General features: G+C 71.8%; 13 protein-coding genes. 12 read left to right on the top strand and 1 reads right to left on the bottom strand.

Annotation, left to right across the window (positions count from 1 at the left end):
- Window positions 1–126: 126 nt before the first annotated feature.
- Entirely contained in the window at window positions 127–780 is a 654-nt protein-coding gene (locus ACIBQZ_RS42840; RefSeq protein ID WP_396094709.1) for a hypothetical protein, read from the top strand.
- Here the strand turns inward: ACIBQZ_RS42840 and ACIBQZ_RS42845 are convergent.
- Entirely contained in the window at window positions 761–1,525 is a 765-nt protein-coding gene (locus ACIBQZ_RS42845; protein ID WP_396094710.1) for a GntR family transcriptional regulator, read from the bottom strand. The two genes, ACIBQZ_RS42840 and ACIBQZ_RS42845, sit on opposite strands and share 20 nt — an antisense overlap.
- Before the next feature lie 191 nt (window positions 1,526–1,716).
- Between ACIBQZ_RS42845 and iolC the strand changes: the two genes are divergently transcribed.
- The 11 genes from iolC to ACIBQZ_RS42900 are packed head-to-tail and all read left to right on the top strand — an operon-like array spanning window position 1,717 to window position 13,626.
- Window positions 1,717–2,667 (top strand): 5-dehydro-2-deoxygluconokinase, encoded by a 951-nt coding sequence (iolC, locus tag ACIBQZ_RS42850; RefSeq protein ID WP_396094711.1) that lies wholly within the window; start codon window positions 1,717–1,719, stop codon window positions 2,665–2,667.
- Window positions 2,660–3,529: an aldolase gene (locus tag ACIBQZ_RS42855; protein ID WP_396094712.1), complete on the top strand. Its 870-nt coding sequence runs from the start codon at window positions 2,660–2,662 to the stop codon at window positions 3,527–3,529. The genes iolC and ACIBQZ_RS42855 overlap by 8 nt, the downstream gene beginning before the upstream one ends.
- Entirely contained in the window at window positions 3,526–4,401 is an 876-nt protein-coding gene (iolB, locus tag ACIBQZ_RS42860; RefSeq protein WP_396094713.1) for a 5-deoxy-glucuronate isomerase, read from the top strand. Before ACIBQZ_RS42855 ends, iolB begins: the two co-directional genes overlap by 4 nt.
- Window positions 4,398–6,254, top strand: coding sequence for a 3D-(3,5/4)-trihydroxycyclohexane-1,2-dione acylhydrolase (decyclizing) (iolD, locus tag ACIBQZ_RS42865; protein WP_396094714.1), 1,857 nt, complete (start codon window positions 4,398–4,400; stop codon window positions 6,252–6,254). The genes iolB and iolD overlap by 4 nt, the downstream gene beginning before the upstream one ends.
- Before the next feature lie 13 nt (window positions 6,255–6,267).
- Window positions 6,268–7,764, top strand: coding sequence for a CoA-acylating methylmalonate-semialdehyde dehydrogenase (locus tag ACIBQZ_RS42870; protein ID WP_396094715.1), 1,497 nt, complete (start codon window positions 6,268–6,270; stop codon window positions 7,762–7,764).
- Window positions 7,765–7,787: 23 nt separating this feature from the next.
- Window positions 7,788–8,783, top strand: coding sequence for a substrate-binding domain-containing protein (locus tag ACIBQZ_RS42875; RefSeq protein ID WP_396094716.1), 996 nt, complete (start codon window positions 7,788–7,790; stop codon window positions 8,781–8,783).
- The gene (locus ACIBQZ_RS42880; RefSeq protein ID WP_396094717.1) at window positions 8,780–9,835 is read left to right on the top strand and encodes an ABC transporter permease; all 1,056 of its coding nucleotides are present in this window, start codon (window positions 8,780–8,782) and stop codon (window positions 9,833–9,835) included. The genes ACIBQZ_RS42875 and ACIBQZ_RS42880 overlap by 4 nt, the downstream gene beginning before the upstream one ends.
- 20 nt (window positions 9,836–9,855) lie before the next feature.
- The gene (locus ACIBQZ_RS42885) at window positions 9,856–10,683 is read left to right on the top strand and encodes an ATP-binding cassette domain-containing protein (RefSeq protein WP_396094721.1); all 828 of its coding nucleotides are present in this window, start codon (window positions 9,856–9,858) and stop codon (window positions 10,681–10,683) included.
- Window positions 10,680–11,750, top strand: a complete 1,071-nt coding sequence (locus ACIBQZ_RS42890; protein ID WP_396094718.1) for a TIM barrel protein — start codon at window positions 10,680–10,682, stop codon at window positions 11,748–11,750. The genes ACIBQZ_RS42885 and ACIBQZ_RS42890 overlap by 4 nt, the downstream gene beginning before the upstream one ends.
- Window positions 11,747–12,769 carry a Gfo/Idh/MocA family oxidoreductase gene (locus ACIBQZ_RS42895; RefSeq protein ID WP_396094719.1) on the top strand — a complete coding sequence of 341 codons (1,023 nt, stop codon included), beginning with the start codon at window positions 11,747–11,749 and terminating at the stop codon, window positions 12,767–12,769. Before ACIBQZ_RS42890 ends, ACIBQZ_RS42895 begins: the two co-directional genes overlap by 4 nt.
- The gene (locus tag ACIBQZ_RS42900) at window positions 12,766–13,626 is read left to right on the top strand and encodes a sugar phosphate isomerase/epimerase family protein (RefSeq protein ID WP_396094720.1); all 861 of its coding nucleotides are present in this window, start codon (window positions 12,766–12,768) and stop codon (window positions 13,624–13,626) included. The genes ACIBQZ_RS42895 and ACIBQZ_RS42900 overlap by 4 nt, the downstream gene beginning before the upstream one ends.
- Window positions 13,627–13,911: the final 285 nt, after the last annotated feature.

Raw genomic sequence — 13,911 nt, forward strand, 5'->3', positions numbered from 1 at the left:
GGGGGGGGCCGCCCCCCCCCCAAACACCCCCCCCCCCCCGGGGGGGGGGCCCCCCCCCCGGCCCCCGCCGTCCCAGCGCAACCACCAAACCCCCGACCACACCAAAAACGCCATAGGGTGCAAGGCATGCGAACCGATCAGGTGACAGCGGAAGACGTCCGCACAGCTGTGTACCTGGCAACCGACACCCTGGCAACGGCGAAGGAGCGGAACTGGCAGCTCCCGGCGGGAGAGCTCGACTGGAACTGCTGGGAAACGGTCGAGCACATCGCCGACGACCTCTTCGCGTACGCGGGTCAGCTAGGCCCCCGCCACCCGTCGGTGGAAGGCCCCGTCCCGTTCGGCTGGGAGTACCGGCGCACCGGAGGCCCGGCGCTCACGATCTGGGCCGCGCCCGCGGACGGGACCACCGGCCTCCTGCAGGTGCTCGAATCCGCCGGTGCCCTGCTGGCCGCGATGGTCGAGGTCACCCCGCCGACCGTGCGCGCCCACCACGTCTACGGCGCTGCCGACCCGGAGGGCTTCGCGGCGATGGGCGTGGTCGAGACCCTGGTGCACATGCGCGACGTGGCCGCCGGCCTGGAGCTGGCCTGGGAACCGCCGGACGAGCTGTGCGCCCGGGTGCTGGCGCGGCTGTTCCCGGACGCCCCGGCCGGCCCGGACCACTGGCGGACCCTGCTGTGGGCGACCGGCCGCATCGCCCTGCCCGGCCACGAGCGGCTCACCTCGTGGCGCTGGCAGGGCGCCCCGCTGAAGCCGGTCAGCCCGCCGACAGGTTGAGCTCGAAGCTGTACCGGCTGGCCCGGTACAGGTGGGAGCCGTACTCCAGGGCGCGGCCGCTCGCGTCCCAGGCCGTCCGGGTCATCGTCAGCAGTGACGCGCCGCGCTTCTCCTGCAGGGTGCGGGCCTCGGCGGCGGTCGCCGAGCGCGCCCCGATGACCTGTGTCGCGATGCGCGGCACGAAGCCGGCCCGGCGCAGCAGCTCGTACAGCCCGTGGGTGGCCAGGTCGGCCGGTTCCAGCCGGAGCAGGCCCACCGGGATCGCGTTGTGCATCAGCGCCAGCGGTTCGCCGCCGGCGTAGCGCAGCCGTTCGATCCAGGTCACCTCGGTGCCCGGCGCCAGTTCCAGGGCCTCGGCCACCGCGGCCGGCGCCGGGACGACCCGCAGCGCCAGCACCTCGGTGCGGGGCTTGCGGTCCGAGCTCACCAGGTCGTCGTACAGGCTGGACAGCTCGACCGGGCGGCGCACCTTGGGGTGCACCACCTGGGTGCCGACGCCGCGCTTGCGCACCAGCATGCCGCGCTCGACCAGGTACTGGATCGCGCGGCGGGTGGTCGGCCGGGACACCCCGAGCCGTTCCGCGAGGTCGACCTCGTTCTCGATGCGGGCACCGACGCCGATCTCGCCCTGCTCGATGAGCTCCTGGAGGCGGGTCGCCACCTGGAAGTACAGGGGCACGGGGCTGGTCCGGTCGACCTCGACCGGGCGTACCGGGCTGCGGGCCGGCGAGCGGTCGGATGCCATGGGTCCCCCTTGGTTTTTCAGTTTGTCATGACAAAGTATTGACGTGGAAGCCCTCACGTTATTACATCGAAACGAACCGTTGCACCGGCCCCGCAGCCTTTTCACCGCGCCGTAACCAGCACGGCACACGAGGCGCCGCAGCGCGCCCGGAACGTCTCGCACGCCCCAGCCGATGAGTGCCAGGGGGACGCATGCTCGCAGCCGAAGTACTGACCATGGGACGGATCGGCGTCGACCTGTATCCGGAGCAGATCGGCGTGTCGTTGCGCGAGGTCCGCACGTTCGCCAAGTTCCTCGGCGGCAGCCCGACCAACGTCGCCGTCGCCGCTGCCCGCTACGGCCGCCGCAGCGCGGTGATCAGCCGCACCGGCGCCGACCCGTTCGGCGAGTTCGTCCACGACGCGCTGCGTGGCTTCGGCGTCGACGACCGCTTCGTCACGCCGGTCGCCGGGCCGCCCACCCCGGTGACCTTCTGCGAGATCTTCCCGCCGGACGACTTCCCGCTCTACTTCTACCGCTACCCGACCGCGCCCGACCTGGAGATCGCCGAGTCCGAGCTGGACCTGGACGCGATCCGGGCCGCGGACATCTTCTGGGTCACCGGCACCGGCCTGTGCCGCTCGCCGTCGCGGGAGGCCACCCTGGCCGCGCTGCGCGCCCGGGGCCGGACCGGCTGCACCGTGCTCGACCTCGACTACCGGCCGATGTTCTGGGAGTCGCGGGAGCAGGCCCGGGAGTGGATCAGCCAGGCGCTGCCGTACGCGACCGTGGCGGTCGGCAACCTCGACGAGTGCGAGACCGCCGTCGGGGTCCGTGAGCCGCACGCCGCGGCGCAGGCGCTGCACGACGCGGGCGTTGAGCTCGCCGTGGTCAAGCAGGGCCCGCTCGGCGTGCTGGCCTCCAGCGGCAAGGAGGAGGTGCAGGTGCCGCCGGTGCCGATCGAGGTGGTCAACGGGCTCGGCGCCGGGGACGCGTTCGGCGGCGCGCTCTGCCACGGGCTGCTCTCCGGCTGGGAGCTGGCGGCCATGATGCGCTTCTGCAACGCCGCCGGCGCCGTCGTCGCCACCCGGCTGGCCTGCGCCGACGCCATGCCCACCGAGTCCGAGGTGCGGCAGCTGCTCGGGGAGGCCGGCCGTGCCTGACGTCCACGACCTGGTCACCACCCGGGCCGACCGTCCCGGGGCGATCGCCGCCGCGGCCGCCGCCCGCCGCCGCCCGGCGGGCTGGCGCGGCGAGCACGGCCGCATGATGATCATCGCCGCCGACCACCCCGCCCGCGGCGCGCTGCGGGCCGGGCCCGACCCGCTGGCCATGGGCAACCGGATGGACCTGCTGCGGCGGATCTGCACCGCGCTGGCCCGCCCGGGCGTCAACGGCGTGCTCGGCACCCCGGACATCCTCGAGGACCTGCTGCTGCTCGGCGCGCTCGACGACAAGGTGGTCATCGGCTCGATGAACCGCGGCGGCCTGGCCGGCACCGGCTTCGAGATCGACGACCGGTTCACCGCCTACGACGGCGACAGCCTGGCCGCGGCGGGCTTCTCCGGCGGCAAGATGCTGCTGCGCATCGACCCCGACGACGCCGGCACGGTGGCGACCCTGGAGAGCTGCGGCCGGGCCGTCGGCGACCTGGCCGCGCACAGGCTGATGGCGATGGTGGAGCCGTTCATCGCGCACCGCGTCGACGGGCGGGTCCGCAACGAGCTCAGCGCCGAGGCGATGATCCGGGCCATGACGGTCGCGGCCGGGCTCGGCACCACCTCGGCGTACACCTGGTTGAAGGTCCCGGTGGTCGCGGAGATGGAGCGGGTGATGGCCGCGACCACGCTGCCGGCCCTGATCCTCGGCGGCGAGGTCGCCGAGGACGCCGAGGCGGCGTACGTGCGGTGGAGCAAGGCGCTCGCGCTGCCGACCGTGCAGGGCCTGGTGATCGGGCGCAGTTTGCTCTATCCGCCCGGCGGGGACGTCGCGGGCGCGGTCGACCGGGCGGTGAGCCTGCTATGACCGTGCTGCGCCGCGGCGACGCCGAGAGCAAGCCGTTCGTGACCGTGGTGACCCCGGAGAGCGCCGGCTGGGGCTTCAGCGGGCTGCGGATCGTCGACCTGGCCATCGGCGCCCGGGTCAGCTTCGCCACCGGCGCCGACGAGATGATCGTGCTGCCGCTGGCCGGTGGCTGCGACGTCACCTGCGACGACGAGCGGGTCACGCTGACCGGGCGGCGCTCGGTGTTCTCCCGGGTCACCGACTTCGCGTACCTGCCGCGCGACGCCGCGGTCACCCTCCGGGCGGCCAACGGCGGCCGGTTCGCCCTGCCGGCGGCCCGCGCCGACCGGCGGCTGCCGTTCCGGTACGGCCCGGCCGAGGAGGTGCCGGTCGAGCTGCGCGGCGCCGGGCAGGCCAGCCGCCAGATCAACAACTTCTGTACGCCGGACTCGTTCGTCGCCGACCGGCTGATTGCGGTCGAGGTGCTCACCCCGGGCGGCAACTGGTCGTCGTACCCGCCGCACAAGCACGACGCGCCGGGCGAGCACGAGACCGCGCTGGAGGAGATCTACTACTTCGAGGTCACCGCTGCGCCGTCGGGTGCCGCCGGCGCCGGCTACCAACGGGTGTACGGCCGCCCCGACCGTCCCATCGATGTCTGCGCCGAGGTGCGCAGCGGGGACGTGGTGCTGATCCCGTACGGCTGGCACGGCCCGTCGATGGCGGCGCCCGGCTACGACCTCTACTACCTCAACGTCATGGCCGGCCCGGGGGAGCGCAAGTGGCTCTTCTCCGACGACCCCGCGCACGCCTGGGTCCGCGACACGTGGAGCCACCAGGAGATCGACGCCCGGCTGCCGCTGACGTCCGTAACCGAGAGGAGGCGCTCGTGAGACTCACCGTCGCCCAGGCCGTCGTCACGTTCCTGGCCAACCAGTGGACCGAGCGGGACGGCGTCGAGCAGCGTGCGGTCGCCGGCTGCTTCGGCATCTTCGGCCACGGCAACGTCGCCGGTGTCGGCCAGGCCCTGTTGCAGGCGCAGCGCACCGGCTCGGTGGAGCTGCCCTACCACCTGGCCCGCAACGAGCAGGCCATGGTGCACGCGGCGGTCGGTTACGCCCGGATGAAGAACCGGCTGTCGGCGCTGGCCTGCACCGCCTCGATCGGGCCCGGCTCGACCAACATGCTCACCGGCGCGGCGCTCGCCACGGTCAACCGGATCCCGGTGCTGCTGCTGCCCAGCGACGTGTTCGCCACCCGGGTCGCCGCGCCGGTGCTGCAGGAGCTGGAGGACCCGCGCGGTTACGACGTGTCCGTCAACGACGCGTTCCGGCCGCTGTCGCGCTTCTTCGACCGGGTGTGGCGGCCCGAGCAGCTGGCCTCGGCGCTGCTGGGCGCGATGCGGGTGCTGACCGACCCGGTGGAGACCGGCGCGGTGACGGTCTGCCTGCCGCAGGACGTGCAGGCCGAGGCGTACGACTTCCCGGACGCGCTGTTCGCCAGGCGGGTGTGGCACGTGGCCCGCCCGGTCCCGGAGCCGGCGGCGATCGACCGGGCGGCGTCGGTGATCCGGTCCGCCCGCCGCCCGTTGATCATCGCGGGCGGTGGGGTCGTCTACTCGGAGGCCTCCGCCGAACTGGACGCCTTCGCGCGGGCCACGGGGATCCCGGTGGCCGATACCCAGGCCGGCAAGGGCGCGCTGAGCTGGGATCACCCGAATTCGGTCGGGGGCGTGGGCTCGACCGGCACGCCCGTGGCCAACCGGCTGGCCCGCGAGGCCGACGTGATCATCGGCATCGGCACCCGCTACAGCGACTTCACGACCGCCTCCCGCACCGCTTTCGCCGCGCCGGATGTCCGATTTGTCAACATCAACGTGGCGGGCTTCGACGCGGCGAAGCAGTCGGCGGTCTCCGTCGTCGCGGACGCGCGGGCCGGGCTGACGGCCCTGCGCGCCGCCTTGCCCGCGTCGTACAAATCTGACATGTCTTATGTGGACGCCGTCGCGGCCTGGCAGCGCGAGGTCGATCACGCCTACCACCTGGGGCACGGGCCGCTGCCCGCGCAGAGCGAGGTCATCGGCGCGGTCAACGACGCCTGCGGCGAGCGCGACGTGGTGGTCCAGGCCGCCGGCAGCATGCCCGGCGACCTCCAGCTGCTCTGGCGCGCCCGCGACCCGAAGCAGTACCACGTCGAGTACGGCTACTCCTGCATGGGCTTCGAGATCGCCGGCGCGCTCGGCATCAAGCTGGCCGACCCGTCCCGTGAGGTGTTCGCGCTGGTCGGCGACGGCTCGTACCTGATGATGGCGCAGGAGATCGTCACCGCCGTGGCCGACGGCGTCAAGCTGGTGATCGTCCTGGTGCAGAACCACGGGTTCGCCTCGATCGGGGCGCTGTCGGAGTCGCTGGGCTCGCAGCGCTTCGGCACCAGCTACCGCTACCGCGGCGCGGACGGCGACTACGACGGGGACCGGTTGCCGGTCGACCTGGCCGCCAACGCCGAGAGCCTGGGCGCGCACGTCATCCGCTGCCGGGGCATCGCCGAGCTGACCGAGGGGCTCAAGCAGGCCCGCGAGGCCGAGCGGCTCACGGTCGTGCACATCGAGACCGATCCGCTCTCGCCGGTGCCGTCGAGCGAGAGCTGGTGGGACGTGCCGGTCGCCGAGGTGTCCACGCTGGACACCACCCGGTCGGCCCGGACCGCCTACGACGCCGCCAAGCGCGGCCAACGGCAGTATCTCTAGAGAGGGCAGTGCCTTGACCACCATCGAACACTGGATCGGCGGCAGCCCCACCGCGGGCGCCGCCACCCGCCGGGCCGCGGTCTACAACCCGGCGACCGGCCACCAGCAGCACGAGGTGGTGCTGGCCGGCCCCGCCGACGTGGACGCGGCCGTGGCGGCGGCCCGCGCGGCGTTCGGCCCCTGGAGCCAGACGTCGCTCAGCGCCCGCACGAAGATCCTCTTCAACTTCCGGGAGCTGGTGAACGCCCACGTGGGGCAGCTCGCGGAGCTGGTCTCGGACGAGCACGGCAAGGTGCTCAGCGACGCGGCCGGCGAGGTGCAGCGCGGGCTCGAGGTGATCGAGTTCGCCTGCGGCATCCCGCAGCTGCTCAAGGGCGAGTACTCCGACCAGGCCTCGACCGGCGTGGACGTGTTCAGCTTCCGCGAGCCGCTGGGGGTCTGCGCGGGCATCACCCCGTTCAATTTCCCGGTGATGGTGCCGATGTGGATGTACCCGGTCGCCATCGCCTGCGGCAACACGTTTGTGCTCAAGCCCAGCGAGCGGGACCCGTCGGCGTCGAACTACATCGCCGGCCTGTGGCGCCGGGCCGGGCTGCCGGACGGCGTCTTCAACGTGGTGCACGGCGACAAGGAAGCCGTGGACGCGCTGCTGCAGCACCCCGACGTCGCAGCGGTGTCGTTTGTCGGCTCCACCCCGATCGCCCGCTACATCCACCAGCAGGCGTCCGCCACCGGCAAGCGGGTGCAGGCCCTCGGCGGCGCCAAGAACCACGCGATCGTCCTGCCCGACGCCGACCTCGAGTTCGCCGCGAACCACCTGACCGCGGCGGCGTTCGGCTCGGCCGGCGAGCGCTGCATGGCGATCTCCGCGGCGGTCGCCGTCGGCGGCGCCGGCGACCCGCTGGCCGGCATCCTGACCCGCAGGGCCCGCGAGATCGTGGTCGGCTCCGGCCGCGACCCGAAGAGCGAGATGGGCCCGGTCGTGACGGCCGCGGCCCGCGACCGGATCGAGCACCTCATCGGTACGGGTGCGCAGCAGGGCGCCGACCTGCTCGTGGACGGCCGCGGGCTGAAGGTGCCCGGCTACGAGGACGGCTTCTTCGTCGGGCCCACGGTCATCGACCGGGTGGGCACCGGCATGGACGTCTACACCGAGGAGATCTTCGGCCCGGTGCTGTCGGTGGTGCGCGCGGACACCGTCGACGAGGCGATCGACGTCATCAACGCCAACCCGTACGGCAACGGCACGGCGATCTTCACCAGCAGCGGGGAGGCCGCGCGGCGGTTCCAGCGCGGGGTCCGGGTCGGGATGATCGGCATCAACGTGCCCATCCCGGTCCCGATGGCCTACTACTCCTTCGGCGGCTGGAAGGACTCGCTCTTCGGCGACAAGCACATCCACGGCCCCGAGGGTGTCTCGTTCTACACCCGCGGCAAGGTCGTGACCTCCCGGTGGCCGCACGTCGAGGCCGCGCACGGCGCCAGTATGCACTTCCCCACCGCTTCCTGACCCCTTTTCTCCCGGAGGCCCCCATGTCCCATCGAGCACTGAGAATCGCCCTGATCGCCTGCCTCGCGGTGACCACCACCGCCGCCTGCAGCAGCCAAGGCGGCGCCCAGGAGGAGGAGAAGAACTCGGGAGGCGGCGGCACCAACACCGCGGCCGGCCCCAAGCTGAAGATGGCCATGGTCACCCACGCCCCGGCCGGCGACACGTTCTTCGACATCATCCGCAAGGGCGCCGACGCGGCCGCCGCCAACGACAACGTCGAGTACACGTATTCCAACGACGGCGACCCGACCCGGCAGGCCACCCTGATCGAGAACGCGGTCAACGCCAAGCCGGACGCGCTGCTGGTCTCGGTGCCGGCGCCGGACGCGCTCAAGGCCTCGATCCAGAAGGCGGTCGCCGCGGGCATCCCGGTGATCGGCTTCAACGCCGGCCGGGAGACGTTCCAGGACTGGGGCGCCATCATGTACTTCGGCCAGGACGAGACGATCGCCGGCGAGGCGGCCGGGGCCCGGCTCAAGACCGAGGGCGCCGGCAAGGTCCTCTGTGTCATCCAGGCCCAGGGCCAGTCCCAGCTCGAGGCACGCTGCAACGGCGTGAAGTCCGGGCTCGGCGGCCAGGTCGAGAACATCAACGTCACCGGCACAGACCTGACCTCGGTGCGCTCCACGCTGGAGTCGAAACTGCGGCAGGACCCGGCGATCACTCACGTGATCACGCTCGGCGCCCCGTTCGCGCTGACCGCGCTGCAGGCCAAGAAGGACTCGAACAGCAAGGCCACCATCACCACCTTCGACACCAACGCCGAGCTGGTCGGCAAGATCGAATCCGGCGAGATCGCCTGGGCGGTCGACCAGCAGCCGTACCTGCAGGGCTACATGTCCGTCGACGCGGCGGCCTTCTACCTGCGCAACGGCAACGTGCTCGGCGGCGGCAAGGAGGTACTCACCGGGCCGGCCTTCATCGACAAGGCCAACATCGCCGCGGTGAGCAAGTACGCGAAGGCGGGCACCCGATGAGCCAGACCCTGGTGGCGCCGCCCCCGGCGCCCGACACCGACGAGCGGCTCGCCCGCAAATCCATGCTGGGGCGGCTGATGGCCCGCCCCGAGGTCGGCGCGCTGGCCGGCGCGATCGTCATCTACGTGCTGTTCTTCATCGTCGCGCCGCCGTTCCGCGAGGCGCCCTCGCTGGCGACGGTGCTCTACCAGAGCTCCCTGTACGGCATCCCCGCGGTCGGCGTGGCCCTGCTGATGATCGGCGGCGAGTTCGACCTCTCGGCCGGCGTCTCGGTCATCACGTCGTCGCTGATCGCCTCGATGACGGCGTACCAGCTCAGCGCGAACGTCTGGGTCGGCGTGCTGGTGTCGCTGGCCGCGGCGCTCGGCATCGGCCTGCTCAACGGCTACCTGCTGGTCAAGACCAGGCTGCCCAGCTTCCTGGTCACTTTGGCCACGTTCTTCATGCTCACCGGCCTCAACCTGGCCGTCACGAAACTGGTCTCCGGCGGTGTCGCCACCAAGGACATCTCCGACATCGACGGCTTCGGCAGCGCGCACGCGTTCTTCGCCTCGTCCGTGCAGATCGGCGGGATGAACCTGCGGATCACGCTGCTCTGGTGGCTGGTCTTCGTGGTGCTGGCGACGTGGGTGCTGCTGCGTACCCGTACCGGGAACTGGATCTTCGCCGTCGGCGGCGCCGACGCGAGCGCGCGAGCGGTCGGCGTGCCGGTCGACAAGGTCAAGATCGGCCTGTTCATGACGGTGTCGTTCTTCTGCTGGTTCACCGGCATGCACATCCTGTTCGCGTTCAACACCGTGCAGTCCGGCCAGGGCCCCGGCAACGAGTTCCTCTACATCATCGCGGCGGTCGTCGGCGGCTGCCTGCTGACCGGCGGCTACGGCTCGGCGGTCGGCGCCGCGATCGGCGCGTTCATCTTCGGCATGACCGAGCAGGGCATCGTGCTGGCCGGCTGGGAGGCCGACTGGTTCAAGTTCTTCCTCGGCGCGATGCTGCTGGGCGCGACCCTGCTCAACGTGTACATCCGGCGACGGGCGGAGACCAGGAAATGACCACCGACACTGCCCCCTTGGTGAGGCTCACCGGGGCCGGCAAGAACTACGGCAACATCAACGCGCTGAGCGGCATCGACCTCGAGGTCGGCACCTCCGAGGTGACCTGCGTGCTGGGCGACAACGGCGCCGGCAAGTCCACCCTGATCAAGATCATCGCGGGCCTGCACCAGCACAGCGCCGGCACCTACGAGGTGAACGGCACCGAGGTGCACTTCAGCTCCCCGCGTGAGGCGCTGGAGCTGGGCATCGCCACGGTCTACCAGGACCTGGCCGTGGTGCCGCTGATGCCGGTCTGGCGCAACTTCTTCCTCGGCAACGAGGTCCGCAAGCGGATCGGCATGGACATCGCGTTCATGAAGAAGACCGCCAAGAAGGAACTGCTCGACATGGGCATCGACCTGCGCGACGTGGACCAGCCGATCGGCACGCTCTCCGGCGGCGAACGCCAGTGCGTGGCGATCAGCCGGGCGGTCTACTTCGGGGCCAAGGTGCTGATCCTCGACGAGCCCACGGCGGCCCTGGGCGTCAAGCAGTCCGGCGTGGTGCTCAAGTACATCCTGCAGGCCCGCGAACGCGGCCTCGGGGTCATCTTCATCACCCACAACCCGCACCACGCGTTCCCGGTCGGTGACCGCTTCCTGCTGCTCAAACGCGGCCGCCCGCTCGGCTACTACCGGAAGAACGAGATCACCCGCGACGAGCTGACCGCGCTGATGGCCGGCGGCGCCGAACTGGAGGAGCTCAGCCACGAGCTGAGCGCCCAGGACGGCATGGTGTCGGCGGCCGCGGCCAAGATGCTGGAGGAAGAAGTGCACGACCTCGGGATCACCGGGAAGACGCCGTGACAGCGTTGCGCCTGGGCAGCTGCCCCGACTCCTGGGGCGTCTGGTTCGCCGACGACCCCCGGCAGACCCCCTGGCAGCGGTTCCTCGACGAACTGGCCGGGGTCGGCTACCGCTGGCTGGAGCTGGGCCCGTACGGCTATCTGCCGACGGACCCGGCCCGGCTCCGCGACGAGCTCGCCGCGCGCGACCTGCGGGTCTCGGCCGGGACCATGCACGGCTACAGCGGGCTGCACCGCAACGACGCGTTCCCGGAGATCCTGGAACGCACCCGGACGGTGGCCGCGCTGACCGCGGCGATGGGCGCCCGGGACCTGGTGTTCGTGCCGGTGCCGGGCTACCGCGACGACACCACCGGCGCCTACCTGGAGGCGGGCACCCTCGACGACGACGGCTGGAAGACCCTGGTGCGCGCGGTGGGCGACCTCGGCCGCGCGCTGAGCGAGGAGTACGGGCTGCGCCTGCAGTTCCACCACCACGCCGACTCGTACGTGGAGACCCGCCCGCAGATCGACCGGCTGCTGGCCGAGACCCACCCGGCGTTCGTGTCGATCTGCCTGGACACCGGCCACCTGGCCTACGGCGGCGCGGACGCGGCGCAGCTGATCGCGGACCACCCGGACCGGATCGGCTACCTGCACATCAAGCAGATGGACCCGGCGATCGTGGCCCGGGCCCGCGCGGAGGACCTGGCGTTCGGCCAGGCGGTGGCGCTGGGCGCGAGCTGCGAACCGCCGGCCGGGATCCCGGACGTCCCGTCGGTGGTCCGGGCCCTGCAGGAGCGCGGAACGGACACCTTCGTGATCGTCGAGCAGGACATGTACCCGGTGGCGTTCGACGTGCCGGCGCCGATCGCGGCCCGCACGTACGCCTACCTGCGCTCGGTGGGAATCGGATCGCCGGCCGAGGACGGCAGCGGCGGGACCGGGTCGTCGGCCGACGGCTACGGCGGCATCGGCCCGGCGGCGCAGTCTCCGGGTGGGGTCTCGGGGTCGTCGGGTGCGGCTTCGGGCTCCCCGGGTGCGGGTCCGGCCCCGTCCGGGCCGGGCGGGGCGGGGGAGCGGTCATGACGGTGCGGGTGGGTGTCATCGGGACCGGCATGATCGGCCAGGATCACATCCGGCGGATGACCACGGTGCTGGCCGGGGTGACGGTCGTGGCCGTGACGGACGTCGACGTGGACACCGCGAAGAAGGTCGCCGAGGGCCTGCCCGGCGCGACCCTGCACCCGACCGGCGAGGAACTGATCGCCGACCCCGCGGTCGACGCGGTCCTGGTCTGCTCGTGGGGGCCCACCCACGAGCAGTACGTGCTCGCGTCCATCGCGGCCGGCAAGCCCGTCTTCTGCGAGAAACCGCTGGCCACCACCCAGGGCGCCTGCCTGCGGATCGTGCAGGCCGAGGTCGCGGCGGGCCGCCGGCTGGTGCAGGTCGGCTACATGCGCCGGTACGACGCGGCGTACCGGGCGCTCAAGCGGGTGGTCGACAGCGGCGAGCTGGGCGCGCCGCTGATGATGCACTGCGCGCACCGCAACGCCGCCGTGCCGTCCTTCTACGAGAAGGAGAGCGCGATCACCGACACCGCGGTGCACGAGATCGACATGGTCCGCTGGATGTTCGGCGAGGAGATCACCGCGGCCCGGGTGCTGATCCCGCGGCGCAGCCGCAACGGCGGCCCGCTGCAGGACCCGCTGCTGCTCATCCTGGAGATGGCGGGCGGCGCCCTGGTGGACGTGGAGATCTCGGTGAACATCCGGTACGGCTACGACATCCGCGGCGAGGTCGTGGGCGAGGACGGCACGGCGGCGCTCGGCGAACTCAGCCCGGTGACGGTACGCCGGACCGGCCAGCTGATGACCCCGGTGCCACTGGACTGGCGCGAACGGTTCCTGGCCGCGTACGACGTGGAGATCCAGGAGTGGGTCGACTCGCTGGCGAACGCCGCCGGGGCGCCGGTCGGGCCGAGCGCCTGGGACGGCTATGCGGCGGCGGTGGTGTCGGACGCGGGAGTGGTGGCGCTCCGTACCGGTGAAAGAGTGCCGGTGGCCCTCGCGCCCAAGCCCGCGTTCTACGAGGCGGTGCCGTCATGAAGATCGCGCTCGACCCCTACATGCTCCGCAAGGTCCCACTGCTGGAGCTGCCGCGAACGGTCGCGGAACTGGGCTACCGCCACATCGAACTGTCGCCCCGCGACGACTTCCTGCCGTTCTTCCTGCACCCGCGGGCGTCGTCGGCGGACGTGGCGGCGTTCAGAAGGGAACTGGCCGCGGCGGAGGTGTCGGTGGCCTCGGTCCTCCCGCTCTACAAGTGGTCCGGGCCGGAGGAGGACGAACGCCAGGCGGCGGTGCGGTACTGGAAACGGGCCATCGAGATCACGGTGGACCTGGGCGTGGACGTGATGAACTCGGAATTCAACGGCCGCCCGGAAGCGGCGCCGGCGAGCGAGGCCCAGTTCTGGCGCTCCCTGGAGGAACTCCTGCCGATCTTCGAACGCGAGGGCGTCCGGCTGGTCCTGGAACCCCACCCGGACGACTTCGTCGAGGACGGCATCGCCGGGGTGAACCTGGTGAAAGGCATCAACTCCCCAGTGGTGACGTTCCTGTACTGCGCCCCGCACACCTTCCACCAGGGCGGCGACCTGGCGGCGGTGCTGCGGCACGCGGGGCCGCTGCTGACCCAGGTGCACATCGCGGACTCGTTCGACCACCGAGGCTCGTCGGGGCTGAGGTACATCGTGAACCCGCCGGGCTCGACGGTCCGGGTGCACCAGCATCTGGACGTGGGGCAGGGGGAGGTCGACTGGGACCTGTTCTTCCGGACGCTGGCGGAGGTGGGCTTCGACGGGATCGCGACGGTTTGTGTGTTCGCTTGGGAGGAACGGGCGGCGGAGAGCTGCCGGTTCAACCTGGCCCAGGTGAATCAATACCTGGCCAAGTGCGCGGGGTGAGCACGGTTTGAGGCGGTGCGGCCCTGGCGCCCGGCCGGTGTTGGCCTGCCGGTGTTGGCCTGCCGGCCGCTGGCTTTGCATCGGGCGCCTGGTGAGCTGGCGGCCTGTGGGGCTGACCCACCGGCTTCCTGGCCGGCGGCACTGTCGGCCGTTTCCGCGTTACCAGGTCCGGGCCGTCCGTGGAGGTTTTGGTGTGGTCGGGGGGTTTGGTGGTTGCGCTGGGACGGCGGGGGCCGGGGGTGCCCACGCACGGCTGGTGGAGCGTTTCTATGCCGTGCGTGGGCA

The sequence above is a fragment of the Actinoplanes sp. NPDC049599 genome (assembly GCF_044465625.1).
In the GTDB taxonomy this organism is placed as follows: Bacteria; Actinomycetota; Actinomycetes; order Mycobacteriales; family Micromonosporaceae; genus Actinoplanes.